The organism is Aquabacterium sp. J223 (assembly GCF_024666615.1).
Lineage (GTDB): Bacteria > Pseudomonadota > Gammaproteobacteria > Burkholderiales > Burkholderiaceae_C > J223.
This window is the reverse complement of record NZ_CP088297.1, coordinates 749,251-771,915: the sequence shown is the minus strand read 5'-3', so window position 1 is coordinate 771,915 and position 22,665 is coordinate 749,251. Positions and strand designations below refer to the sequence as shown.

Sequence of the window (22,665 nt, the reverse complement as noted above, 5' to 3'; positions counted from 1 at the left end):
GGCCCTACGGCGGCGGCAGGCCGAGCGCGACCGCCGCCCGGGCCGCCACCGCACGGGCGGCGGCCGCGTCGGCGGCGGTGACGGTCAGGTGGCCCATCTTTCGGCCACGCCGCGCCTCGGCCTTGCCGTACAGGTGCAGGTGCACGCCGGGCAGCGCCAGCACCGCGTCCCACGGCGGCGTGCGCGGCGCGCCGTCGGCGCCGAACCAGAGGTCGCCGAGCAGGTTCAGCATCAGGGCCGGGGAATGCAGCCGCGGCGCCGTCAGCGGCAGCCCGGCCATCGCCCGCACCTGCAACTCGAACTGCGAGACGTCGCAGGCGTCGAGGCTGTGGTGGCCGGAGTTGTGCGGCCGCGGCGCCATCTCGTTGGCGACCAGGCGCTGTCCGCCCTGGCCGTCGGCGACGACGAAGAACTCGACGCACAGCACGCCGACGTAGCCGAAGCCGTCGGCCAGCCGCAGCGCACCCTCGCGGGCCTGGCGCTGCAAGTCGGGCGAGGCATCGGGCGCCGGCACCTCGGTGACGGCGAGGATGCCGTCACGGTGCAGGTTCTGCTGCACCGGCAGCGACACCATGTCGCCGTCGCGGCCGCGGGCGACGACCACGCTCAGCTCCAGCAGCAGCGGCAGGCGCTGCTCCAGCACGCAGGCCACGCCGCCGAGCGTCGCCCAGGCGGCGGCCAGCGCCGCGCGGTCGGCCACCCGCACCTGGCCCTTGCCGTCGTAGCCCATGCGGGTGGTCTTCAGGATGCCCGGCAGCAGGTCGTCGGGCACCGCGGCCAGGTCGGCCTCGCGCTCGATCACCGCATGCGGCGCGCAGGGCACGCCGCAGCGTTGGAAGTGGGCCTTCTCGGCGGCGCGGTCCTGGCACACCGCCACCGCCTCGGCCGCGGGCGACACCGGCAGCCGCTGTGCCAGGCGCTGCAGCGCCGCGGCGGGCACGTTCTCGAACTCGGTGGTGACGGCGGCGGACATCGACGCCAGCCGGTCCAGCGCCGCGGGGTCGTCGTAGGCGGCCCGAAGGTGGTGGTCGGCGGCCTGGCCGGCGGGGCTGCCGGCGTCGGGTTCGAGCACCGCCACCGCGTAGCCCATCGCCTGCGCGGCATGCACGAACATGCGGCCCAGCTGCCCGCCGCCCAGCACGCCGAGCACGGCGCGCGGCGACCCGTTCGGCAGCAGCGGTGACCCGTTCACGTGAGGTCCGCGCTCATCGCGCGGGCGGCCTCGGTCTGCCGCTGGCGGTAGGCGTCGAGCTGGGCGCGCAGCGCGGCGTCGTGGTTGGCCAGCATGGCCACCGCGAACAGCGCCGCGTTGGCCGCGCCGGCCGTGCCGATGGCGAAGGTGGCCACCGGGATGCCCTTGGGCATCTGCACGATGCTGTGCAGCGAGTCCACGCCCTGCAGGTGGCGCGAGGCCACCGGCACGCCCAGCACCGGCACGGGGGTCTTGGCGGCCAGCATGCCCGGCAGGTGCGCCGCGCCGCCGGCCCCGGCGATGATGGCCTGGAGGCCCCGACCGGCGGCCGCCTCGGCATAGGCGAACATCTCGTCCGGCATGCGGTGCGCCGACACGACCCGTGCCTCGTGCGGGATGCCGAACTCGGCGAGAATCCGGGTCGCGTGCTGCAGGGTCTCCCAGTCGCTGGACGACCCCATCACCACGCCGACCACGGGGGGCTGTTCGGGCGTCACGTCCTGAGGCTCCGGTGGCATGCAGTAAACCTTGAATTGTAGGCGGCGCACTCCCTTCGCATGATCGACATCACCCTGCAGAACTTCGAGAGCGAGCTGCTCCAGGCCTCCATGCGCCAGCCGGTGCTGCTGGACATCTGGGCGCCATGGTGCGGCCCGTGCAAGGCGCTGGGGCCGCTGCTGGAAAAGCTGGAGGTGGCCTATGCCGGTCGCTTCCTGCTCGCCAAGCTGAACAGCGACGAGCAGCCGGAGATCGCCGGCCAGCTGAGCCAGGCCTTCGGCGTGCGCTCCATCCCCTTCTGCGTGCTGTTCGACCGCGGCCAGCCGGTGGACGGTTTCGTCGGCGCGCAGCCCGAGGCGCAGATCCGCGCCTTCCTCGACAAGCACGTGCCGACCGCCGACGAGATGGAGGCCGAGGCCGAAGCGGAGGAAGCCGCCGAACTGGCGGCCGAGGGCGATGCACAAAGCGCCGTCGAGCGGCTGCAGCAGGCGGTGGCGCTGGACCCGGGCAACGACGCGCTGCGCAGCGACTACGTCAAGCTGCTGCTGGAGACCGGCGCGGTGGGCCCGGCCCGCGCGGCGTACGAACCGATTGCTGGCAAGGCGCTGGCCGACGCACGCATCAGCGCCCTGGGCCTGTGGCTGGACGCCAGCGAGAAGGCCGCGTCCGCCCGCAGCGCCGACGCCCTGGCCGCGGCCATCGCCGCCAACCGGCGCGACTTCGACGCCCGCTACGAACTGGCGCAGACCCACTTCGCCGCCGGCCGCTTCACCGAGGCCATGGACGAGCTGCTGGAGATCGTCATGCGCGACAAGGGCTGGAACGACCAGCTCGCCCGCAAGGCCTACGTCGCCATCCTGGAGCTGATGACCAAGCCGGCGCCGAAGCCGGCGGCGGAGCAGGCCAAGGGCACGCTCGAACTCACCGGCAAGGCGGCCGTTCAGCCGGCCGACCCGGTGGTGGACCAGTACCGGCGCAAGCTCAGCATGGCGCTGTTCTGACGGCGCCTCAGCCGGTCAACCGGTCGAAGGCCTCCCGGTACTTGGCCGCGGTCTTCTCGACCACTTCGGCCGGCAGCGCGGGCGCCGGCGCCTTCTTGTTCCACGGCTGGCCGTCGACCCGGGCCTGTTCCAGCCAGTCGCGCACGAACTGCTTGTCGTAGCTGGGCGGGTTGGCGCCCTGGGCGCGGGCGGCCTCGTAGCCCTCCACCGGCCAGAATCGCGACGAGTCCGGCGTCAGCACCTCGTCCATCAGCACCAGGCGGTCCTGTGCGTCGAGGCCGAACTCGAACTTGGTGTCGGCGATCAGGATGCCCTTGCTCAGCGCGAAGTCGGCGGCGCGGCGGTACAGCTCGATGGCGACGCGCTTGACTTCCTCGGCGCGCGCGCGGCCGACGATCGAGGCGGCGCGCTCGAAGTCGATGTTCTCGTCGTGGTCGCCCATCGCGGCCTTGGTGGCCGGCGTGAAGATGGGCTCGGGCAGCTTGGCCGCGTTGCTCAGGCCGGCCGGCAACGGCACGCCGCAGACCGAGCGGGTCTGCTGGTACTCGGCCCAGCCGGAGCCGGCCAGGTAGCCGCGCACCACCGCCTCGATCGGCAGCGGCGTCAGCCGCCGGACCAGCATCGAGCGGCCGCGCACCTGGGCCACCTCGTCCGGCGCCACCACGCCCTCGGGCGCTTCGCCGGTGAGGTGGTGGGGCACCACGTCCTTCAGCTTGTCGAACCAGAACAGCGCCATGCGCGTCAGCAGCTCGCCCTTGCCGGGGATGGGCTCGCCCATGACCACGTCGAAGGCCGACAGCCGGTCGCTGGCCACCATCAGGATGCGGTCGTCGCCCACCGCGTAGTTGTCGCGCACCTTGCCGCGGGCGAGCAGCGGCAGGGAGTGGAGGGACGAGGTGAGCAGCGGCGAGGTCATGGGCGATCGGGGCGCAGGAAACAAAACGGCCGGCATGGCAGCCGGCCGTCATGGTGACACGGGCGCGGTCAGGCGAACGTCAGGCGACGACCTGCGCCAGTTCGCCGCTGGCGTAGCGGCGCGCCATGTCCTGCAGCGGCACCGGCTTGATCTTGGCGCCCTGGCCCTCGCAGCCGAACTGCAGGTAGCGCTCCTTGCAGATCAGGCGGGCCGCCTCGCGCGCCGGCTTCATCCACTCGCGCATGTCGAACTTGTCCGGGTTCTCAGCCTGGAACTTGCGCACCGCGCCGGTCATCGCCAGGCGGATGTCGGTGTCGATGTTGATCTTGCGCACGCCGTGCTTGATGGCCTCCTGGATCTCCTCGACCGGCACGCCGAAGGTCTCCTTCATCTTGCCGCCGTACTGGTTGATGATGGCCAGCAGGTCCTGGGGCACCGACGACGAGCCGTGCATCACCAGGTGGGTGTTGGGGATGCGGCGGTGGATCTCCTTGACCCGGCTGATGGCGAGGATGTCGCCGGTGGGCTTGCGGCTGAACTTGTAGGCGCCGTGGCTGGTGCCGATGGCGATGGCCAGCGCGTCGAGCTGCGTCGCCTTGACGAACACCGCCGCCTCCTCGGGGTCGGTGAGCATCTGGCTGTGGTCGAGCTTGCCCTCGGCGCCGATGCCGTCTTCCTCGCCGGCCTCGCCGGTTTCGAGGTTGCCCAGGCAGCCCAGTTCGCCCTCGACCGTGACGCCGACGGTGTGCGCCATCTGCACCACCTTGCGCGTCACGTCCACGTTGTAGTCGAAGGACGCCGGGGTCTTGCCGTCCTCCTTCAGCGAGCCGTCCATCATCACCGAGCCGAAGCCCAGCTCGATGGCGCCGGCGCAGATGGCGGGCGTCTGGCCGTGGTCCTGGTGCATGACCAGCGGGATGGTCGGGTAGGCCTCGACCGCCGCCTGGATCAGGTGCTTGATGAACGCCTCGCCGGCGTACTTGCGGGCACCGGCGCTGGCCTGCAGGATCACCGGCGCGCCGGTCTCCTTGGCGGCTTCCATCACCGCCTGGACCTGCTCCAGGTTGTTGACGTTGAAGGCCGGGATGCCGTAGCCGTGTTCGGCGGCATGGTCCAGCAGCTGGCGCATCGAGACGAGGGGCATGGTGAAGTCCTGCTGAGTGGTTGTTCGTGGCGCCGCATCCGGCAAGCGCCCGCCGCCCGGGCGGCATGTTGGGAAGATTGTAGGTGTCGCCCCCGGGCGGGCGGCCCTGCGGACCCCTCGGCTGGAGGGCCGCCGCCTGCCCCTGCGGCGGACATTCGTCACGCCCCGGTCGGCGAATTGCGCGCGATAGAGGGCACTTTTCGTGCCCATGCGCCGGGCGGCCCTGCTCAACACTGGCGCGACCTTCCACTGCCGGCGCCTCCTCGGCGCCTGCCGGCCATGCCCACAATCGCCGACGCCGTCCTCCTGCGCTCCCTCAGCGCCGACGCCCTGTTGCACGGCGGCAGCCTGCCCGACGTGCTGGCCGGCCGCCACGGCATGAGCCGCCGCACCGTGGTGCAACGGCTGAACCGGCTGGCCGCCGCCGGCTGGTTGGTCAAGGAAGGGCTGCGCCGGCCCCGTTGGCAGCCCGGAGTGCTGCGCCAGGTGAGCCAGCGCTACCCCCTGCACGGCTTGCAGGAACACCTGGTCTGGCAGCGCGATTTCGCGCCAGTGCTGGACCTGCCGGCCGCCGCCGGCAGCCTGGCCGAGCACGCCTTCACCGAACTGGTCAACAACGCGGTGGACCATTCCGGCGGCCAGTTCGTCGACGTCTCGCTGCGCCGGGACGGGCAGCGCCTGCAGTTGCTGGTCGCCGACGATGGCTGCGGCGTGTTCGCCCGCGTGCACCAGACCTTCGGCATCGAGGACGCGCAGGAGGCCCTGCTCGAACTTGGCAAGGGCCGGCTGACGACGCAGCCCGACCGCCATCTCGGCCAGGGCCTGTTCTTCACCTCCCGGCTGGCCGACCTGTTCGACCTGCACGCCAACGGTCTGACCTACCAGCACCGGCTGTGGCAGCGCCGCGACTGGCTGCGCCAGGCGCCGCAGGCCGGCCGGGGCACGGTGATCTTCATGAGCGTGGCGCTGGACACCACGCTCAGCCTGGCGCAGGTGATGGCCGAGCACGGGCGCGACGGCCTGCCCGGCCGGCTGGCGCGCACGGTGGTGCCGCTGCGCCTGCTGTCGGGGCCGCACCACCCGCTGCTGTCGCGTTCGCAGGGGCGCCGCGTGGTCACCCGGCTGACCGAGTTCCTCGAGGCCGAGCTCGACTTCGAGGGCGTGCCGGAGATCGGCCATGCCTTCGCCGACGAAATCTTCCGCGTCTTCGCGCAGCTGCACCCGCAGGTGCGGCTGTCCCCGCGCAACATGGCGCCGGGCGTGGCGCGGGTGATCGACGCGGTCAGAGCGGGCGCCTGAGAAGAACCGTCGCGCAGCAGGTTCTTCAGGCGACCTCGACCACCTTCAGCATGTTGGTGCCCCCCGGATAGCCCATCGGCTCCCCGCAGGTGATGGCGTAGGTGTCGCCGGGCTTGAGCAGCCCGCGCTCCTTGAGCAGCGCCTCGGCCGCGGCCAGCGCCTTGTCGCGGTCGTCGAAGCTGGGCAGCGACATCGGGGTGACGTTGCGGTACAGCGCCATGCGGCGCTCGCTGGCCGCCTGCGCGGTGAGCGCGTAGATGGGCACGTCGGCGCGGTAGCGGCTCATCCACAGCGCGGTGGAGCCGCTTTCGGTGAGCGCGATGATGGCCTTGCAGTCCAGGTGGTGGGCGGTGAAGAGCGCGCCCATGGCGATCGACTGGTCGATGCGGCCGAAGTGCTTGCCCATGAAGTCGGCGTCGAGCGCGGCCTGCTCGGCCCGCTCGGCCTCCAGGGCGATGGCGGCCATGGCCTCCACCGTCTCGACGGGGTAGCGGCCGGCGGCGGTCTCGGCCGACAGCATCACCGCGTCGGTGCCGTCGAGCACCGCGTTGGCCACGTCGCTCACCTCGGCGCGGGTGGGCACCGGGTTGACGATCATCGACTCCATCATCTGCGTCGCGGTGATGGCGATCTTGTCCATCGCCCGGGCCATGCGGATCATGCGCTTCTGCAGCGCCGGCACCGCCGCGTTGCCCACCTCCACCGCCAGGTCGCCGCGCGCCACCATGATGCCGTCGCTGGCCTTCAGGATGGCGTCGAGCACCGGGATGGCCTCGCTGCGCTCGATCTTGGCGATCATGCCCGGCTTGTGGCGCCAGGGCTCCCCGGCGACGTTGGCCAGCTGCCGCGCCATCTCCATGTCGGTGGCGTTCTTCGGGAAGCTGACCGCCAGGTAGTCGCACTGGAAGGACATGGCGGTCTTGATGTCCTCCATGTCCTTGGCGGTGAGCGCCGGGGCAGTCAGGCCGCCGCCCTGCTTGTTGATGCCCTTGTTGTTGGACAGCTCGCCGCCGACCTTGACGGTGCAGTGCACCGCGGCGCCCTTGACCGCCTCCACCGTCATCACGATGAGGCCGTCGTTGAGCAGCAGGGTGTCGCCGGGCTTCACGTCGCGCGGCAGATCCTTGTAGTCCAGGCCCACGCCGTCGCCGTCGCCGGGCGTGGTGCGGGCGGCGTCGAGGACGAAGGGCTGGCCGTTGGCCAGCTGAACCTTGCCCTCGGCGAACCGGCCGACGCGGATCTTCGGGCCCTGCAGGTCGGCCATGATGGCCACCGTCTTGCCGCAGGCGGCGGCGGTCTCGCGCACCAGCTTCGCGCGGTCGATGTGGTCCTGCGCGCTGCCGTGCGAGAAGTTCAGCCGCACCACGTCCACCCCGGCGCGGATGATCCGCTGCAGCACCTCGGGCGAGGAAGAGGCGGGACCGAGGGTGGCGACGATCTTGGTCTGGCGGGGCATCGGGCGGTTCGGTGTCGGCGAGGCCGCCAGTATGTCTGTGCCGAGCCCCCCTCGGGGGCGGCCGCCGGCATGCCGGCGGCCTGTCGGTGGGCGATCCCCGCTTCAGCGCAGCGCCGCCACGTCCGCCACCGCCAGCGCCGTCATGTTCACCACCCGCCGCATCGTCGCCGCCGGCGTGAGGATGTGCGCCGGCTTGGCGGCGCCCAGCAGGATGGGACCCACCGTCACCCCCTGGCCGCCGGTCATCTTCAGCACGTTGAACAGGATGTTGGCCGCGTCGAGGTTGGGCAGCACCAGCAGGTTGGCCTCGCCCTTGAGCGTGCTGCCGGGCAGGAAACGGTCGCGGATCTCCTCGGACAGCGCGGCGTCGCCGTGCATCTCGCCGTCGCATTCGACGTCCGGCTCCATGCGGCGGAAGAGGTCGGCCGCCAGCCGCATGCGCTTGGCCGACGCGCGGGTGCTGGCGCCGAACATCGAGTGCGAGACGAAGGCCACCTTCGGCGGCAGGCCGAAGCGCTTCAGCTCGTCGGCGGCCATGGAGGCGATCTCGGCCAGCTGCTGGGCGCTCGGCTCCTCGTTGACGAAGGTGTCGGTGATGAAGAGGGTGCGCGTGGGCAGCAGCAGCGCGTTCATTGCCGCGAAGCCGCTGATGCCGGTCGCCAGGCCGATGACCGAGCGCACGTGCTCCAGGTGATGCTCGTAGCGGCCGACCAGGCCGCACAGCAGCGCGTCGGCATCGCCCCGGCGCACCATCATCGAGGAGATCAGCGTGTTCGACCGCCGCAGCGCCGACTTGGCCATCGCCGGGGTGATGCCCTCGCGTCCCATCACGCGGTGGTAGTCCTCCCAGTACTCGCGGAAGCGCGGGTCGTCCTCGGGGTCGATGACCTCGAAGTCCACACCGGGCTTGAGCTTCAGCCCGGTGCGCTGCACCTGCAGCGCGATCACGCCCGGGCGGCCGACCAGCACCGGCTGCGCCAGCCCTTCGTCCAGCACCACCTGCACCGCACGCAGCACACGCTCGTCCTCGCCCTCGGCGTAGACCACCCGCGCCGGCCGCGCCTTGGCCAGCGAGAACACCGGGCGCATGACCATGCCGGTCTGGTAGACGAAGCGGGTGAGCGACTGGCGGTAGGCGTCCAGGTCCTGGATCGGTCGCGTCGCCACGCCGCTGTCGGCCGCCGCCTGCGCCACCGCCGGCGCGATCTTCAGGATCAGGCGCGAGTCGAAGGGCTTGGGGATGATGTAGTCGGGGCCGAACTTCAGCTCCTGGCCCTGGTAGGCGGCGGCCACCTCGTCGCTGAGCTCGGCCTTGGCCAGGGCGGCGATCTCGCGCACGCAGGCCAGCTTCATCTCCTCGGTGATGCGGGTGGCGCCGCAGTCCAGCGCGCCGCGGAAGATGTAGGGGAAGCAGAGGACGTTGTTGACCTGGTTCGGGTAGTCGGACCGGCCGGTGGCGACGATGCAGTCGGGCCTGGCCTGCTTGGCGAGTTCGGGCCGGATCTCCGGCTCCGGGTTGGCCAGGGCCAGGATCAGCGGCTGGGCCGCCATGGTCCCGACCATCTCGGGCGTCAGCACGCCGGCGGTGGAGCAGCCGAGGAAGACGTCGGCGTCCTTCATCACGTCGGCCAGGGTGCGGCCCGCCGTCTTCTGGCAGTAGCGCTGCTTCGATTCGTCCAGCTTGCCGGCCGCCGCGTCGGCGCGCTCGTGCTGGATCACACCCTTGGAATCGACGACGAAGATGTTCTCGCGCCTGACGCCCAGGCCGACCATGATGTCCAGGCAGGCGATGGCGGCCGCGCCGGCGCCGGAGGCGACCAGCTTGATCTCGCCGATGCGCTTGCCGACCAGCTCCAGCCCGTTGAGCAGGGCCGCGCCGGAGATGATGGCGGTGCCGTGCTGGTCGTCGTGGAAGACCGGGATCTTCATCCGGTCCTTCAGCGCGCGCTCGATGTAGAAGCACTCCGGCGCCTTGATGTCCTCGAGGTTGACGCCGCCCAGCGTGGGTTCGAGCGCGGCGATGATCTCGATCAGCTTGTCCGGGTCCTTCTCGGCCAGCTCGATGTCGAAGACGTCGATGCCGGCGAACTTCTTGAAGAGGCAGCCCTTGCCCTCCATCACCGGCTTGGCCGCCAGCGGGCCGATGTCGCCCAGGCCGAGCACGGCGGTGCCGTTGGTCACCACGCCGACCAGGTTGCCGCGGGAGGTGTACTCCGCGGCCATCAGCGGGTCCTGCTCGATGGCCAGGCAGGGGTAGGCCACCCCCGGCGAGTAGGCCAGCGACAGGTCGCGCTGGTTCGACAGCGCCTTGGTCGGGGTGACGGAGATCTTGCCCCGCGTCGGTGCGCGGTGGTAGTCGAAGGCGGCTTCGCGCAGCGCCTGCTCGGCGGGCGACAGGGTGTCGGCCATGGTGCGGCTCCCGGTGTGTGGGCTGGAGATGAGCCCAGCGTACTGCGCGGCATCGCCGCACCCGATCAGCACTTGCCACACGTTGCGCAGGCACGCCGGCTGCGCCAGGCCCCTCGGGCGGACACGACGACGGGGCCCGCAGGCCCCGTCGCGCCGTGGGCCGACCGTCAGCCGGCCGCGCGCTTCTCCAGGATCTCGAAGGCCGGCAGCGTCTTGCCTTCCAGCACCTCGAGGAAGGCGCCGCCGCCGGTGGAGATGTAGCCCACCCGGTCCTCGATGCCGTATTTGGCGATGGCGGCCAGGGTGTCGCCGCCGCCGGCGATGCTGAAGGCGGGGCTGTCGGCGATGGCACGGGCGATGGCTTCGGTGCCGTTGGCGAAGACGTCGAACTCGAACACCCCCACCGGGCCGTTCCAGACGATGGTGCCGGCGGCCTTCAGCTGCAGCGCCAGCTTGGCCGCGGTCTTGGGGCCGATGTCGAGGATCAGGTCGTCCTCGGCGACGTCGGCGGCCGCCTTGACGGTGGCGTGGGCGTGCGGCTTGAACTCCTTGGCCGTCACCACGTCCTCCGGGATCGGCACCTCGGCGCCGCGCGCCTTCATCGCGTCGATCACCGCACGCGCCTCGGCCACCAGGTCCGGCTCGGCCAGGCTCTTGCCGATCGGCAGGCCGGCGGCCAGCAGGAAGGTGTTGGCGATGCCGCCGCCGACGATCAGGCCGTCCACCTTCGACGCCAGCGCCTGCAGGATGGTCAGCTTGGTCGACACCTTGGAGCCGGCGACGATGGCCAGCAGCGGCCGCTTCGGGTTGGCCAGCGCCTTGGCGATGGCGTCGATCTCGGCGGCCAGCAGCGGGCCGGCGCAGGCCACCTTGGCGAACTGCGCGATGCCGTAGGTCGAGGCCTCGGCCCGGTGCGCGGTGCCGAAGGCGTCGTGCACGAAGATGTCGCACAGCGCGGCCAGCTTGCGCGCCAGGGCCTCGTCGTTCTTCTTCTCGCCCTTGTTCAGGCGGCAGTTCTCCAGCAGCACCACCTCGCCGGGCTGGACCTCGACGCCGTCGACCCAGTCGGCCTTCAGCGGCACCGGCACGCCGAGCAGGTCGGACAGCCGCTTGGCCACCGGTTTCAGCGAATCGGCGGGCTTGAACTCGCCTTCGGTGGGCCGGCCGAGGTGGCTGGTCACCATCACCGCGGCGCCGGCGTCCAGCGCCATGCGGATGCAGGGCACCGAGGCGCGGATGCGGGTGTCTTCGGTGATGCGGCCGTCGTCGTCCTGCGGCACGTTGAGGTCGGCGCGGATGAACACGCGCTGGCCGCGCACCTTGCCTTGGGCGACCAGGTCGGAGAAGCGGATGACGTTCATGGAATCGGATGGCCTCGGGCGAGGCGGTTGGAGGGTGGGAAGGGGAATCGGTTGATTCTATGAACCGCCTCCCGCCGCCCGCTCCGGCTCACCAGCCCAGCCCGAGGCGCAGCGCGAGGAACACGGCCGTGCCGCCGAGGATGGTCAGCAGCAGGTCGCGCCGCCAGGCGTAGAGCGCCACGGCGGCGACGGCGGCGAAGGGCCGGGCGTCGGCCCAGTGGTCGATCAGGCCGCCGCCCTGGCCGAGCACCTCGGGCGCCACCACGGCGACCAGCGCCGACAACGGCGCCACCTTCAGCCCGCGGTCGAGCCACGCCGGCAGCGGCAGTTCGCGATCGGCGATGAGGAAGAAGCTGCGGGTGACGACGGTCACCAGCGCCAGCGCCAGGATGGCCAGGGCGGCATACCCGGGGTCGATGCGGTTCATTGCAGCCCCCGGTCGGCGGCTGGCCCACGCCGCAGCAGCCGCTCGATCAGCAGGCCGGCAACCACCGCCGCGGCGATGGCGGCGACCAGGTTCAGCCGCAGCGGCAGCGCCTGCGCGGACAAGGCGACGGCCGCAGCGACCGCGGCACAGGCCACCGCGAGCCGGTCGCGCACCAGCGCGCAGGCCACCGCCAGCAGCGACAGCGTGCCGGCGAACTGCAGGCCCCAGGCGGCGGGGATGGCCTCGCCGAGCAGGATGCCGGCGATCGACGCCCCCTGCCAGGCCGCCCAGTTGACCGCCCCGCCGCCGACGAAGTAGGCCACCTGGGTGGCGTTCGCCGGCTGGTCGCGGTACCGCGCGGTGAACAGCGCCAACATGTTGTCGGTGGCCAGGTAGGCGAGGCCGATGCGCTGCCGACGCGGCAGCCCGCCCAGCAACCGCCGCCACTGCACGCTGAAGATGACGAAGCGCAGGTTGACGCAGAACGCGGTGGCCGCGATCAGCCACACCGGCGCGCCGGCCACCAGCAGCGGCAGCGCGGTGAGCTGGGCGCTGCCGGCGTAGACCAGCAACGTCATCGCCAGCGCCAGCGGCAGGCCGAGGCCGCTCTTGGTCATCGCCACGCCGGTCACCAGGCCCCAGGCGCCGAGGCCGGCGGCCGCCACCGCCATGTCCCGGGCGCCGAGGCGGCACGCGGGATCGCGCCAGACCGAGCCCGGTCCGCGCCACTGCACAGGATTCATTGGGCGGATTCTGCCGCCCGCACGAGGCGGGCGCCGGTCAGGACTCGCGCGGCTTCTTGGCGGCCTTGGCGGCCGGCTTGTCCGCCGCCTTCTCGGCCGGCAGCTCGGCCGCGGGCGTGGCGGCCACCTCGGTGGGCGGTGCCTTGCCCAGCTGCGGCGCCACCGTCTCGAGCTTGTTCTCGCGCATGTAGTCGTTCATCTCGCGCCAGCCGGCGAAGACGGCGGCCTTGTCGGCCTTGCGGTTCAGGCTGTAGCAGTCCTCGATCGCCCGGCCCGCATGGCGGCAGGCGCCGCCGATGGCCCGGCCCTCGGCCTCGCGCCGCTCGGCGACGGCCTGCGTCGACTCGATGCCCAGTTGCTCGCAGCCGGCCAGCAGGGCGCAGGCGGCAAGCAGGGGCGCGGCGAGGCGGCGAAGCGATGACATGGCGGGACGGCGCTGTGGCGGGTCCTCTGCATATCGGCCGGCCGGCCGCCGCACTTGAGGGCCCGAGGGCGGCGGCGCAGCCGCCCCGAGGACCGATCAGTACCGACCGCCGGCCATGGCCATCAGGCGCGCCACCCGCTCCTCCGTGGAGGGATGGGTGGAGAACAGGCCGCGCAGGCCGCCGCCGGACAGCGGGTTCATGATCATCATCTGCGCGGTGGCGGGGTTGCGCTCGGCCGCCTCCATCGGGATGCCGCCGTGGGCGTAGCGGTGGATCTTCTGCAGCGCCGAGGCCAGCGCGGCCGGGTCGCCGGAGATCTCGGCGCCGCCCCGGTCGGCCTCGAACTCGCGGGCGCGGCTGATCGCCATCTGGATCAGGCCGGCGGCCACCGGCGCGAGCATCGCCACCAGCAGGCCGGCGATCGGGTTGGCCGGGCGGCCTTCCGAATCGCGCCCACCGAAGAACATCGCGAAGTTGGCCAGCATGCCGATGGCACCGGCCATGGTGGCGCTGATGGTGGAGATGAGGATGTCGCGGTGCTTCACATGCGCCAGCTCGTGCGCCATCACGCCGCGGATCTCGCGCTCGGACAGCAGCCGCAGGATGCCGGTGGTCGCCGCGACGGCGGCGTTCTCCGGGTTGCGGCCGGTGGCGAAGGCGTTGGGCGCGTTCTCCTCGATCAGGTAGACGCGCGGCATCGGCAGGCCGGCGCGCTGGCTCAGCTCCTGCACCATGCGGTAGAAGTGCGGCGCCGAGGTGGCGTCGACCTCCTGCGCGTTGTACATCTTCAGCACCAGCTTGTCGCTGTACCAGTAGCTGAAGAAGTTCATCGCCAGCGCGACCACCAGCGCCAGCACCATGCCCTGCTGTCCGCCCAGCATGGCGCCCAGCGCCATGAAGAGGGCGGTGATGGCCGCCATCAGCACGGCGGTCTTCAACAGATTGAACATGCGTCGGGTCCTTTGTGGGCGCCGCACCGCGGCACCCGCGGTAGATGCGGACGCCGGCCGGGAAGTTCAACCACCGCGGCACACTGCGCCATGCCCACCCCTGCCCTGCCCGACGAGCCGCGCGCGGCCGAACTGGTCGCGCTGCTGCAGCTGCAGCCGCACCCCGAAGGCGGCTGGTACCGCGAGACCTTCCGCGCCGCCGCCCAGGTGCAGCCGGCCGATGGCCGACCGGCGCGCAGCGCGATCACGACCATCGACTTCCTGCTGGCGCGCGGGCAGGCCTCGGCCTGGCACCGGGTGGTGTCCGACGAGGTGTGGCACCTGCTCGAAGGCGGGCCGCTGGTGCTGTGGCTGATGCCGCCGTCGCGGGACCGGGTGGACCGGGTGGTGCTGGCGGCGGCCGATGCGCAGGGGCGCCGGCCCTGCCACACCGTGCCGGCCGGCTGGTGGCAGGCGGCACAGCCCGAGGAAGGGTATGCCTATGTCGGCGCCACGGTGGGCCCGGGCTTCGACTTCGCGGACTTCGCCTTCCTGCGCGGTGATGCCGCCGGCGAGGCCGCGCTGCGCCGGCTCGCACCGACACTCGTCTCGCTGCTGTAGGTCTTAGGCCAGCCGCCGGCCGACCTCGAGCGGCCGCGCCTGCAGGAACTCGGCTGCGGCGACGCGCCGCCCGCCCGGCCGCTGCAGCTGACGGAGCAGCAGGGCCCCGCCCTCGCCGCAGGCGATGGCGCGCTCGCCGGCGCCGGCATCGAGCACCTCGCCCGGGGCGCCGTGCAGGTCGGGCCGCAGCGCCGCCTGCCAGAGCTTGACGACCTCGCCGTCGAGCGCGAAGGCCGCGCCGGGGAACGGGTCGAAGGCCCGCACCCGGCGCTCGAGCACCGCCGCCGGCTGCCGCCAGTCGAGCGCCGCCTCGGCCTTGTCGACCTTGTGGGCGTAGGTCACGCCCGCGGCGGGCTGCGGCGTGCGGGGCAGCGCGTCGACCGGCAGGGACTGCAGGCCCTGGACCACCAGCCGCGCGCCGAGGGCGGCCAGCCGGTCGTGCAGCGTGCCGGTGGTGTCGTCGGGCCGGATCGGCTCGCGCGCGATGAGCAGCATGTCGCCGGTGTCCAGCCCCTCGTCCATCTGCATCAGCGTGATGCCGGTCTCGGTGTCCCCCGCCTCGATGGCGCGGTGGATGGGGGCGGCGCCGCGCCAGCGCGGCAGCAGCGAGGCATGGATGTTGAGGCAGCCGTGGCGCGGCAGCGTGAGCACCCAGGCTGGCAGGATCAGCCCGTAGGCGGCGACCACCATGGCGTCCAGGCCGGCCACGGCAAGCACCTGCTGGGCCGCGCGGGCGTCCTCGGGGTGCTTGCCGTCCAGCCGCAGGCTGCGCGGCTGCAGCACCTCGGCGCCGGCCGCCAGCGCGCGCTGCTTGACCGGCGACGGCTGCAGCTTCAACCCGCGGCCGGCGGGCCGGTCGGGTTGCGTCAGCACCAGCGGGATGTCGTGGCCGGCGGCCAGCAGCGCATCGAGCGCCACGGCGGCGAAGTCCGGCGTGCCGGCGAAGGCGAGTCGCATCGGCGAGCGTCAGCGCGTCGCCGGCTGTTCGTCGCGCTGCTTCTTCAGCATGCGGGTCTTGATGCGGTCGCGCTTGAGCGAGCTCAGGTACTCGACGAACACCTTGCCCAGCAGGTGGTCCATCTCGTGCTGCACGCACACCGCGAGCAGGCCGTCGGCGTCGAACTCGTAGGGCTCGCCGTCGCGGCCCAGGGCCCGCACCCGCACGCGGGCATGGCGTTCGACCTTGTCGTAGACCTGCGGCACCGACAGGCAGCCCTCGTCGGCGACCACCCGCTCCTCGCTGCGTTCCAGGATCTCGGGATTGATCAGCACCCGCGGCGTGTCACGCCCCTCGGAGGTGTCGATGACGATCACCCGCTCGTGCACGTCGACCTGCGTAGCGGCGAGGCCGACCCCGTCGGCCGCGTACATCGTCTCCAGCATGTCGTCGACGAGCCGGCGGATGCGCTCGTCCACCTGCTGCACCGGCTTGGCGACGGTGTGCAGGCGGGGATCGGGGTAGCGCAGGATGGGCAGCAGGGCCATGGTGGTGACGACCTCGTTCACCCTTTGACACGACCGCTACAGCGCCGGCACCAGCCGCCGACCGATCGTGTGACCAGGTTCTCGCGCGGGCGTGCAACGGGCCGTTTTGTTTGCGGCGTCAGGGGCTTATCGGCAGAATCTATTGAACTGGCTGAGCATTTTCGCCGAAGCACCCAACGCCATCGGCCCCTCTTGGCCAAGCCCTTCGGGCCAGGTCCTTATTCCGTGAAAGCCCCGACGATGATGCACCGCCTGCGCCGCCCGCCCGCCTTCCGCGCCGTTCTGCTGGCCTTGGCGGCGACCGCTGCAGCGGGGTCGGCCACCGCCACCGACTACCCCATCACCCCCGGTCAGCGGGCCACCGCCCAGCAGGTGGCCCAGGCCGGCGTGCCGTTGTCCGAGCTGGCGCCCAACGCGCCCGACAGCCACACCGTCAAGCCCGGCGACACGCTGTGGGACATCTCGCAGCTCTTTCTGCGCAGCCCGTGGCGCTGGCCAGAGCTGTGGGGCATGAACCTGGACCAGATCCGCAACCCGCACCTCATCTACCCCGGCCAGGTGCTGGTGCTGGAGAAGGTGGACGGCCGCGCCCGGCTGAGGATGGGCGCGGCGGTGGGCAGCGGCGGCGAGCCGCCGGTGGTCAAGCTGTCGCCGCGGGTGCGCAGCCAGGCGCTGCCGGGGCCGATCGCGTCGATCCCGATGCACCTCATCGCCGCCTTCCTCGACGAGGCGGTGGTGCTGGACACCAACAGCCTGGCCGCCGCGCCGCGCATCGTCGCCGGGCCCGAAGGCCGGGTGGTGATGGGCACCGGCGACACCGTCTACGCCCGCGGCGAACTGGAGGGTGTGCGCAGCTTCCGCCTCTTCCGCGAGCCGCGCCCGTTGCGCGACCCGGCCACCGGCCAGGTGCTGGGCTGGGAGGCGCGCTACGTCGGCCGTGCCGAGCTGCAGCAGCCCGGCGGCACGATGACGGTGTCGGCCAAGGACAAGCCGCTGGAGCAGGCGGCCAGCCTGCGGGTGATCAGCAACCGCATGGAGGTCAGCCTGGCCGACCGGCTGGCCCCGGTGGTCGCGCAGGATTTCAGCGCCTATGCGCCGCACCCGCCCGCCGCGCCGCTGTCGGGCCAGATCGTCGGCCTGTACGGCGACGCGCTGAACGGCGGGCAGAACCAGATCGTCTCGCTGAACCGCGGCAGTGCCGACGGCGTGGAGCGCGGCCATGTGCTGGCGCTGTGGCGCAGCGGGGCCGTCACGGTCGACCGCACCGATCCCAAGCGCGAGCGCATGAAGCTGCCCGACGAGCGGCACGGCCTGCTCTTCGTCTTCAGCGTCTTCGAGCGCGTGTCCTACGCGCTGATCCTGCAGGTCCAGCAGCCGGTGGTCGCCGGCGACCGCTTCACCCAGCCCTGAGGGTCCCGCCCCGGCGGCCATGGACGCCGAACGCACCGCCTGGCTGCGCCTGGTGCTGAGCCCCGGCCTGGGCCGGCGGCGTGCGCGCCGGCTGCTGGCGGCGTTCGGCAGCGCGCAGGCGGTGCTGCAGGCGGACCCACCGGCCGTTGACGCCGTGGCCGGCGCCGCGGCCGTCGAGGCGCTGCGCCACCCCCGCCCGACTGGCCACGGCCCGCCGACGACGCCGCCCGCTGGCTGGCCGGCGACGGGCACCGCTCGCTGGTGCTGCTCGGCGAAGCCGACTACCCCGCGCTGCTGCTGCAGACCGCCGACCCGCCGCTGCTGCTGTTCACCGAGGGCCGGCTCGACCTGCTGCAGGCCCGGTCCGTCGCCATCGTCGGCAGCCGCCGGGCGACGCCGGGCGGCCTCGAGACCGCCCGCGAGTTCGCCGGCGCGCTGGCCGCGGCGGGCTGGACGGTGGTGTCGGGCCTGGCCGAAGGCATCGACGGCGCGGCGCACGAGGGCGCGCTGGACCGGCCGGGGTCGACCGTGGCGGTGGTGGGCACCGGACTCGACCTCGTCTACCCGCCGCAGCACGCCGCACTGGCCCGCCGCATCGCCGCGCAGGGGCTGCTGATCAGCGAGTACACGCTCGGCACCCCGCCGAGGGGCGAGCACTTCCCGGCGCGCAACCGGCTCATCGCCGGCCTGGCGCGTGGCACGGTGGTGGTCGAGGCGGCGCTGCGCTCGGGGTCGCTGATCACCGCCCGGCTCGCCGCCGAGATGGGGCGCGACGTCTTCGCCGTGCCCGGCTCCATCCGCGCGCGCAGTGCCGAAGGCTGCCACGCGCTGCTGCGCGACGGTGCCGTGCTCGCCACCTCGGCCGACGACGTGCTGGCGGAACTGCAAGGGCTGGGCGCCGCACGACCGACCGCGGTGCCGGCGGCCGAGGTCGAGCCGGCACCGGCCGACGCGCCCGATGCCGACCCGCTGCTCGCCGCCCTCGGCCACGACCCGGTGTCGATGGACGCGCTGGTCGCGCGCACCGGCGAGCCGGCCGCCCGGCTGAGCGTCCGGCTGCTCGCGCTTGAACTCGACGGTCGGGTGGCGCGGCTGCCCGGCGGCCTCTTCCAGCGGCAGGACCGCGCGTGACGGCCGGCGGCGGCGGCTTGCCGAGCCAAGCCCCTCGGTTATAGTGGTCCGATGTTCGATGTGCTCGTCTACCTCTACGAGAACTACTGGAGGCCCGACGCCTGCCCGGACCACGACCAGCTGACCCGCAAGCTGTCGGCCGTGGGCTTCGAGTCCGACGAGATCGAAGAAGCGCTGAGCTGGCTCGACGGCCTGGCCAGCGCCGCCGAGTCGCATGCCGGCGAGCAAGGCGAGGCCAGCCGCCGCGTCTACCTGCCCAGCGAACTCGACCACCTCGGGGCCGACTCCATCGGCTTCATCAGCTTCCTCGAAGCCGCCGGCGTGCTGCCGCCGCCGATGCGCGAGATGGTGGTCGACCGCGCCAACGCGCTGCCGGGGCCGGTCGAGCTGGAGGACCTCAAGATCATCGTCCTGATGATCTTCTGGAGCCTGGGCGAGGAGCCCGACGCGCTCATCCTCGACGAGCTGTTCGTCGACGCCGAAGACCGCCTCATTCATTGACCACCCCCGTACCGCCTGACGGCGGCCCCCTCAAGGGGGCGCAACCGACGGCCCGGCAAAGCCGGATCCGTGGTTGCCGCTTGAAGGACGCCGTGCGCTAAGGCGCGACGGCTTCCACTCAGTTGACGAGTCGGCCCGGGTCGACGTCCAGCTTGGCCAGCGCGGTGCGCGTGGCGCGCACAGTCAGCGCCTCGTCCTGGGCCGGCAGCAGCAGCCCCGCCTGAAGGAACGACGCCAGCCGGTGCTGCTGGAACAGCACCGCCCGGCCGTGCGGGTTGACGAACAGCGACAGCCGCCGGCGCATGCCCTGCCAGGCCAGCTGCACCGCCTCGTTGCGGTTGCGGTAGTCGAGCATGAACCAGGCGCCGACCTGCAGCTCGCGCGCCCAGGCCAGCATGGCGGCGGTGGGCATCGAGCCGCCCTCGCCCACCACCTCCAGCGCCTCGCTCTCGTGGTCGGCCAGGTTGGGCACCAGCGAGTCGTCGATGTCCAGCTCCGCGCCGTCCGGCAGCATCGCCTCCAGCGCTTCCAGCCGTCGCGTCAGCTCCTCCAGCCGCTCCTGCGGGATGGCGGCGGCCTTGGCGCTGAAGGCCGCGGCGAGCGAGTTGTTCAGCGCCTGGATGTGCTCGTCCTGCTTGTCGGCGGCCACGCCGGCGGAGGCCATGCCCTCGCGCAGCGTCTTCAGCAGCGGCGGCAGCCGGCGCAGCACCTCCGCGCGCTCCTCGCGGGAGACCTTCGCACCGGCCGACCAGATGAGGTCGGCGGCCGCACGCTTCATCGCCCGGGTCTCGTCGCCCTGCGCCCCATGGCGCAGCGCGGTGGTGGCCAGCACGTCGGCCCAGACCTGGAACAGGAACTGGCGCACGCCGTCCTGCACCGGCACCTCGTCGAGCATCTTGCGCAGCTCGATGGTGTACTGGATGGCCAGCGTCTCGCGCTGCTCGACCTGCTGGGCCAGCGAGACGCCACGCTTGCTGGCCTCGTTCTCGTGGCGGAAGTAGTGCTCGAGGAAGGTCTCGAACTCGGTCAGCACCGTCTGGAACACGCGGCGGCCGGTGTCGGGGTAGGCCTCGACCACCTGCACCACCCGCTTGATCTCCTTCTCCAGCGCATCGCCGATGGCGCGCGCGGCGTCGAAGCCCATGACGCAGGCGCCCATGCGGTCGATCAGGCGACGGGCCGGGTGGTCGAGCGTCGCGAAGAAGTCGGGCTCCACGATGGCCACCCGCAGCACCGGCATCTGCAGCCGGGCGAACCACACCCGCACCGTGGCCGGGATGCGGTCCTCGGTGAGGATGCTCTGGAACAGCAGCGCGACGATCTCGATGGTGGCGCGCTCGACCGGCGTCTCGGCGGCGTTCTTCAGCGCCTGCTTGTTGCGGTGCAGTTCGTCCAGCAGCACCGGCGCGGTGGGCGGCGCCAGGCCCTGCTGGCCCTCGTGCTCCAGCCGCTGGCGCAGGCTGACCTGCACGGCGTCCATCGCCTGGCGCAGCGCCGGCGACGCCGGCCGGGTGGTGCGCGCCGCATCGCCGAAGCCGGGCAACTGGCGTCCCACCAGTCGGTTGAGGCGGCCGAGCACCTCGCGCGCCTGTTCACCGATCGGCGACGCGGTCGGGCCGCTGCGTGTCATCAGGCGGGTCTCGTCCTGCACGCCGACCCGGCCCGGCACGGTCCGGCTGCCGAGCAGGCCGCCGCTGCGGGTGGTGGCGCCGGGCGAGAGCACGCTGGGCTGCGTGGTGGGCACGTCGCCACCGCGGGTCGACGGGCGGCCACCCGCGTGGCCGGTGTCCGCGGCGCCGCCGCCGCCACGGCCGAAACCCGAGGCGCCGAAGCCGCCGGCCGCGCCACCGCCGGCGCCACGCGCCAGACCGCCGAAGCGGCTGTCGCCCCCAGGACCGATGGCGGGGTCGCTGCCGTGGCGGGTCGTCGTGCCGCCCGCGCCGGTGTCCCGGCTGCGGCGGATGAGCGGCCGCAGGTCGACCTCGGGCAGCACGCCGCGCTCCTTCAACCAGCGGTTGGTCTCGTGGTAGGTCTCCTCGACCAGCGCCGCGAACTCCTGGTGCAGCGCCGGCTGCAGCTCGCGCCAGGCGGCCAGCGGCAGCTCGGCGGCACGCCAGGCCTCCACCGCCAGCCGGGCCAGGACGTGCGCGCGCAGCAGGTCGTGCGGCTCGAGCTCGCCGCGCGACTCCAGGGCGGCGACGCGCGAGCGCAGGTCGGTGAACTCCCACGCGGCGCGGTCCATCACGGCGAGGGCCAGCCGTGAACCGAGGATCTCGCGCTCGATGGTGTCGTCGTCGACCAGCGCCAGGCCGGGTGCCGCGCGGCTGGCGCCCGGCCAGGGCAGGTCGTCGAAGCGGGTGGCGGAGCCGCCCGCGGCCAGCGCGCGTTGCAGGGCGTGGACCAGCGTGTCGTGCCACACGCCGGTGCGGCGCGGCACCTCGATGGCCACATCGCGACGGCGCTGCATCACCGCATGCTCGGCCGGGCGCTCCAGCAGTGCCAGCGCCGCGGAGTTCACCGCCTGCACGATGGCCGGCAGCTGGCGCACCACCTCCTCGGTGTAGCGGCGGCGCGCCTGCTGGGCCAGGTTCAGGTTGGCGGCGCCGGTCGCCATGGAGGGGGTGGACTGTGGGGTGGGCCGGGGGGGTCGAACGACTCTACACCACCGCCCCGGCGTTGGGGTCCGCCGGGTCGCCGGGTTTGGCGGCGCTGCCCGGCTTGACCAGGTCCTCCCGCTTGACGCCCAGCCACATGGCGATGGCCGCGGCGACGAACACCGACGAATAGATGCCGAACAGGATGCCGATGGTCAGCGCCAGCGCGAAGTAGTGCAGCGTCGGCCCGCCGAACAGCAGCATCGACAGCACCATCAGCTGCGTCGAGCCGTGAGTGATGATGGTGCGGCTCATCGTGCTGGTGATCGCGTGGTCGATCACCTGCGGCGTGGTCATCTTGCGGTACTTGCGGAAGGCCTCGCGGATGCGGTCGAAGATGACGACGGACTCGTTGACCGAATAACCCAGCACCGCCAGCACCGCCGCCAGCACCGACAGCGAGAACTCCCACTGGAAGAAGGCGAAGAAGCCCAGGATGATGATGACGTCGTGCAGGTTGGCGACGATGGCCGCCACCGAGAACTTCCACTCGAAGCGCAGCGCCAGGTAGACCATGATGCCGAGGATGGTCATGCCCAGCGCGAGCGCGCCGTTGGTGGCCAGCTCCTCGCCGACGCTCGGGCCGACGAACTCGCTGCGGGTCAGGTGCAGCGGCTCGGCGCTGCCGGCGACGCAGGCCGCGCGGCTGACCTGCTCGCCCTTTTCGGTGGTGTACTGGCGGTCCTCCACCCGGCCGTTCTCGGCGGCGCACAGCGCCTGCACCACCCGGGCGGTCAGCGTGGCCTGCTGCTCGCCGGGGCGCACCGGCACCCGGATCAGCACGTCGCGCGAGCTGCCGAAGTTCTGCACCTGCACCTCGCCGAAGCCCAGGCCCTCGACGGTGGTGCGCACCTTCTCCAGCGGCGCCGCCTCGGCGTACTGGACCTGGATCAGCGTGCCGCCGGTGAACTCGATGGACAGGTGCAGGCCGCGGGTGGCGAGGAAGAACACCGCGGCGAGGAAGGTGACCAGCGAGATCGCGTTCAGCACCAGCGCATGGCGCATGAACGGGATGTCGCGGCGGATGCGGAAGAACTCCATGGCGTGGTCCTCAGGTGGCGGC

20 protein-coding genes and 1 pseudogene are annotated in these 22,665 nt (G+C 72.4%); 6 read left to right on the top strand and 15 right to left on the bottom strand.

Annotation, left to right across the window (positions count from 1 at the left end; translation table 11 throughout):
- Positions 1-4 precede the first annotated feature (4 nt).
- Positions 5-1,192: a 5-(carboxyamino)imidazole ribonucleotide synthase gene (locus LRS07_RS03730; RefSeq protein WP_260500669.1), complete on the bottom strand. Its 1,188-nt coding sequence runs from the start codon at positions 1,190-1,192 to the stop codon at positions 5-7.
- Positions 1,189-1,710: a 5-(carboxyamino)imidazole ribonucleotide mutase gene (purE, locus tag LRS07_RS03725; protein WP_260500668.1), complete on the bottom strand. Its 522-nt coding sequence runs from the start codon at positions 1,708-1,710 to the stop codon at positions 1,189-1,191. Before purE ends, LRS07_RS03730 begins: the two co-directional genes overlap by 4 nt.
- Before the next feature lie 39 nt (positions 1,711-1,749).
- Between purE and LRS07_RS03720 the strand changes: the two genes are divergently transcribed.
- Positions 1,750-2,691, top strand: a complete 942-nt coding sequence (locus tag LRS07_RS03720; protein WP_260500667.1) for a tetratricopeptide repeat protein — start codon at positions 1,750-1,752, stop codon at positions 2,689-2,691.
- Between the two features lie 7 nt (positions 2,692-2,698).
- Here the strand turns inward: LRS07_RS03720 and LRS07_RS03715 are convergent, their stop codons facing one another.
- On the bottom strand, positions 2,699-3,607 hold the full coding sequence (locus tag LRS07_RS03715) for a phosphoribosylaminoimidazolesuccinocarboxamide synthase (protein WP_260500666.1): 909 nt from the start codon (positions 3,605-3,607) through the stop codon (positions 2,699-2,701).
- A gap of 79 nt (positions 3,608-3,686) precedes the next feature.
- Positions 3,687-4,751 (bottom strand): class II fructose-bisphosphate aldolase, encoded by a 1,065-nt coding sequence (gene fba, locus LRS07_RS03710; RefSeq protein WP_260500665.1) that lies wholly within the window; start codon positions 4,749-4,751, stop codon positions 3,687-3,689.
- Between the two features lie 279 nt (positions 4,752-5,030).
- Here fba and LRS07_RS03705 point away from each other — a divergent pair, with 279 nt between their 5' ends.
- Entirely contained in the window at positions 5,031-6,050 is a 1,020-nt protein-coding gene (locus LRS07_RS03705) for an STAS-like domain-containing protein (RefSeq protein ID WP_260500664.1), read from the top strand.
- Between the two features lie 25 nt (positions 6,051-6,075).
- Here the strand turns inward: LRS07_RS03705 and pyk are convergent, their stop codons facing one another.
- The 7 genes from pyk to htpX all read right to left on the bottom strand — a co-directional run bounded on the left by pyk (position 6,076) and on the right by htpX (position 13,821).
- Positions 6,076-7,506 carry a pyruvate kinase gene (gene pyk, locus LRS07_RS03700; RefSeq protein WP_260500663.1) on the bottom strand — a complete coding sequence of 477 codons (1,431 nt, stop codon included), beginning with the start codon at positions 7,504-7,506 and terminating at the stop codon, positions 6,076-6,078.
- 102 nt (positions 7,507-7,608) lie between these two features.
- Positions 7,609-9,915 carry an NADP-dependent malic enzyme gene (locus tag LRS07_RS03695; protein WP_260500662.1) on the bottom strand — a complete coding sequence of 769 codons (2,307 nt, stop codon included), beginning with the start codon at positions 9,913-9,915 and terminating at the stop codon, positions 7,609-7,611.
- Positions 9,916-10,082: 167 nt separating this feature from the next.
- On the bottom strand, positions 10,083-11,276 hold the full coding sequence (locus tag LRS07_RS03690) for a phosphoglycerate kinase (protein WP_260500661.1): 1,194 nt from the start codon (positions 11,274-11,276) through the stop codon (positions 10,083-10,085).
- A gap of 88 nt (positions 11,277-11,364) precedes the next feature.
- A complete protein-coding gene (locus LRS07_RS03685; RefSeq protein ID WP_260500660.1) occupies positions 11,365-11,703 on the bottom strand; it encodes an AzlD domain-containing protein in 339 nt (112 codons plus the stop codon).
- A complete protein-coding gene (locus tag LRS07_RS03680) occupies positions 11,700-12,446 on the bottom strand; it encodes an AzlC family ABC transporter permease (RefSeq protein WP_260500659.1) in 747 nt (248 codons plus the stop codon). The genes LRS07_RS03685 and LRS07_RS03680 overlap by 4 nt, the downstream gene beginning before the upstream one ends.
- A 37-nt stretch (positions 12,447-12,483) precedes the next feature.
- On the bottom strand, positions 12,484-12,870 hold the full coding sequence (locus LRS07_RS03675; RefSeq protein WP_260500658.1) for a hypothetical protein: 387 nt from the start codon (positions 12,868-12,870) through the stop codon (positions 12,484-12,486).
- A gap of 96 nt (positions 12,871-12,966) precedes the next feature.
- Positions 12,967-13,821 (bottom strand): zinc metalloprotease HtpX, encoded by an 855-nt coding sequence (htpX, locus tag LRS07_RS03670; protein WP_260500657.1) that lies wholly within the window; start codon positions 13,819-13,821, stop codon positions 12,967-12,969.
- Between the two features lie 90 nt (positions 13,822-13,911).
- Between htpX and LRS07_RS03665 the strand changes: the two genes are divergently transcribed.
- Complete coding sequence (locus LRS07_RS03665; RefSeq protein ID WP_260500656.1) at positions 13,912-14,421, top strand: cupin domain-containing protein; 510 nt, start codon at positions 13,912-13,914, stop codon at positions 14,419-14,421.
- Positions 14,422-14,424: 3 nt separating this feature from the next.
- On the opposite strand, the gene fmt is transcribed toward LRS07_RS03665, so the two are convergent.
- On the bottom strand, positions 14,425-15,378 hold the full coding sequence (fmt, locus tag LRS07_RS03660) for a methionyl-tRNA formyltransferase (RefSeq protein WP_260500655.1): 954 nt from the start codon (positions 15,376-15,378) through the stop codon (positions 14,425-14,427).
- 9 nt (positions 15,379-15,387) lie between these two features.
- Entirely contained in the window at positions 15,388-15,906 is a 519-nt protein-coding gene (gene def, locus LRS07_RS03655; RefSeq protein WP_260500654.1) for a peptide deformylase, read from the bottom strand.
- A gap of 240 nt (positions 15,907-16,146) precedes the next feature.
- Here def and LRS07_RS03650 point away from each other — a divergent pair, with 240 nt between their 5' ends.
- From LRS07_RS03650 to LRS07_RS03640, 3 genes and pseudogenes are all read left to right on the top strand, one after another.
- Positions 16,147-17,316, top strand: a complete 1,170-nt coding sequence (locus LRS07_RS03650) for a LysM peptidoglycan-binding domain-containing protein (RefSeq protein ID WP_312028350.1) — start codon at positions 16,147-16,149, stop codon at positions 17,314-17,316.
- Positions 17,317-17,335: 19 nt separating this feature from the next.
- Positions 17,336-18,447, top strand: a pseudogene (gene dprA, locus LRS07_RS03645) (DNA-processing protein DprA).
- 51 nt (positions 18,448-18,498) lie between these two features.
- A complete protein-coding gene (locus LRS07_RS03640; protein WP_260500653.1) occupies positions 18,499-18,948 on the top strand; it encodes a Smg family protein in 450 nt (149 codons plus the stop codon).
- Positions 18,949-19,066: 118 nt separating this feature from the next.
- Here the strand turns inward: LRS07_RS03640 and LRS07_RS03635 are convergent, their stop codons facing one another.
- Both LRS07_RS03635 and secF read right to left on the bottom strand, forming a co-directional pair.
- Complete coding sequence (locus tag LRS07_RS03635) at positions 19,067-21,562, bottom strand: DUF1631 family protein (RefSeq protein WP_260500652.1); 2,496 nt, start codon at positions 21,560-21,562, stop codon at positions 19,067-19,069.
- Between the two features lie 43 nt (positions 21,563-21,605).
- Complete coding sequence (gene secF, locus LRS07_RS03630) at positions 21,606-22,643, bottom strand: protein translocase subunit SecF (RefSeq protein ID WP_260500651.1); 1,038 nt, start codon at positions 22,641-22,643, stop codon at positions 21,606-21,608.
- Between the last annotated feature and the right edge of the window lie 22 nt (positions 22,644-22,665).

What these genes read in the sequence shown, in the direction of transcription:
- purE (WP_260500668.1), bottom strand. Translation starts at nt 1,710, where the DNA reads ATGCCACCGGAGCCTCAGGACGTGACGCCCGAACAGCCCCCCGTGGTC.
- LRS07_RS03720 (WP_260500667.1), top strand. Translation starts at nt 1,750, where the DNA reads ATGATCGACATCACCCTGCAGAACTTCGAGAGCGAGCTGCTCCAGGCC.
- LRS07_RS03715 (WP_260500666.1), bottom strand. Translation starts at nt 3,607, where the DNA reads ATGACCTCGCCGCTGCTCACCTCGTCCCTCCACTCCCTGCCGCTGCTC.
- fba (WP_260500665.1), bottom strand. Translation starts at nt 4,751, where the DNA reads ATGCCCCTCGTCTCGATGCGCCAGCTGCTGGACCATGCCGCCGAACAC.
- LRS07_RS03705 (WP_260500664.1), top strand. Translation starts at nt 5,031, where the DNA reads ATGCCCACAATCGCCGACGCCGTCCTCCTGCGCTCCCTCAGCGCCGAC.
- pyk (WP_260500663.1), bottom strand. Translation starts at nt 7,506, where the DNA reads ATGCCCCGCCAGACCAAGATCGTCGCCACCCTCGGTCCCGCCTCTTCC.
- LRS07_RS03695 (WP_260500662.1), bottom strand. Translation starts at nt 9,915, where the DNA reads ATGGCCGACACCCTGTCGCCCGCCGAGCAGGCGCTGCGCGAAGCCGCC.
- LRS07_RS03690 (WP_260500661.1), bottom strand. Translation starts at nt 11,276, where the DNA reads ATGAACGTCATCCGCTTCTCCGACCTGGTCGCCCAAGGCAAGGTGCGC.
- LRS07_RS03685 (WP_260500660.1), bottom strand. Translation starts at nt 11,703, where the DNA reads ATGAACCGCATCGACCCCGGGTATGCCGCCCTGGCCATCCTGGCGCTG.
- LRS07_RS03680 (WP_260500659.1), bottom strand. Translation starts at nt 12,446, where the DNA reads ATGAATCCTGTGCAGTGGCGCGGACCGGGCTCGGTCTGGCGCGATCCC.
- LRS07_RS03675 (WP_260500658.1), bottom strand. Translation starts at nt 12,870, where the DNA reads ATGTCATCGCTTCGCCGCCTCGCCGCGCCCCTGCTTGCCGCCTGCGCC.
- htpX (WP_260500657.1), bottom strand. Translation starts at nt 13,821, where the DNA reads ATGTTCAATCTGTTGAAGACCGCCGTGCTGATGGCGGCCATCACCGCC.
- LRS07_RS03665 (WP_260500656.1), top strand. Translation starts at nt 13,912, where the DNA reads ATGCCCACCCCTGCCCTGCCCGACGAGCCGCGCGCGGCCGAACTGGTC.
- fmt (WP_260500655.1), bottom strand. Translation starts at nt 15,378, where the DNA reads ATGCGACTCGCCTTCGCCGGCACGCCGGACTTCGCCGCCGTGGCGCTC.
- def (WP_260500654.1), bottom strand. Translation starts at nt 15,906, where the DNA reads ATGGCCCTGCTGCCCATCCTGCGCTACCCCGATCCCCGCCTGCACACC.
- LRS07_RS03650 (WP_312028350.1), top strand. Translation starts at nt 16,147, where the DNA reads ATGATGCACCGCCTGCGCCGCCCGCCCGCCTTCCGCGCCGTTCTGCTG.
- LRS07_RS03640 (WP_260500653.1), top strand. Translation starts at nt 18,499, where the DNA reads ATGTTCGATGTGCTCGTCTACCTCTACGAGAACTACTGGAGGCCCGAC.
- LRS07_RS03635 (WP_260500652.1), bottom strand. Translation starts at nt 21,562, where the DNA reads ATGGCGACCGGCGCCGCCAACCTGAACCTGGCCCAGCAGGCGCGCCGC.
- secF (WP_260500651.1), bottom strand. Translation starts at nt 22,643, where the DNA reads ATGGAGTTCTTCCGCATCCGCCGCGACATCCCGTTCATGCGCCATGCG.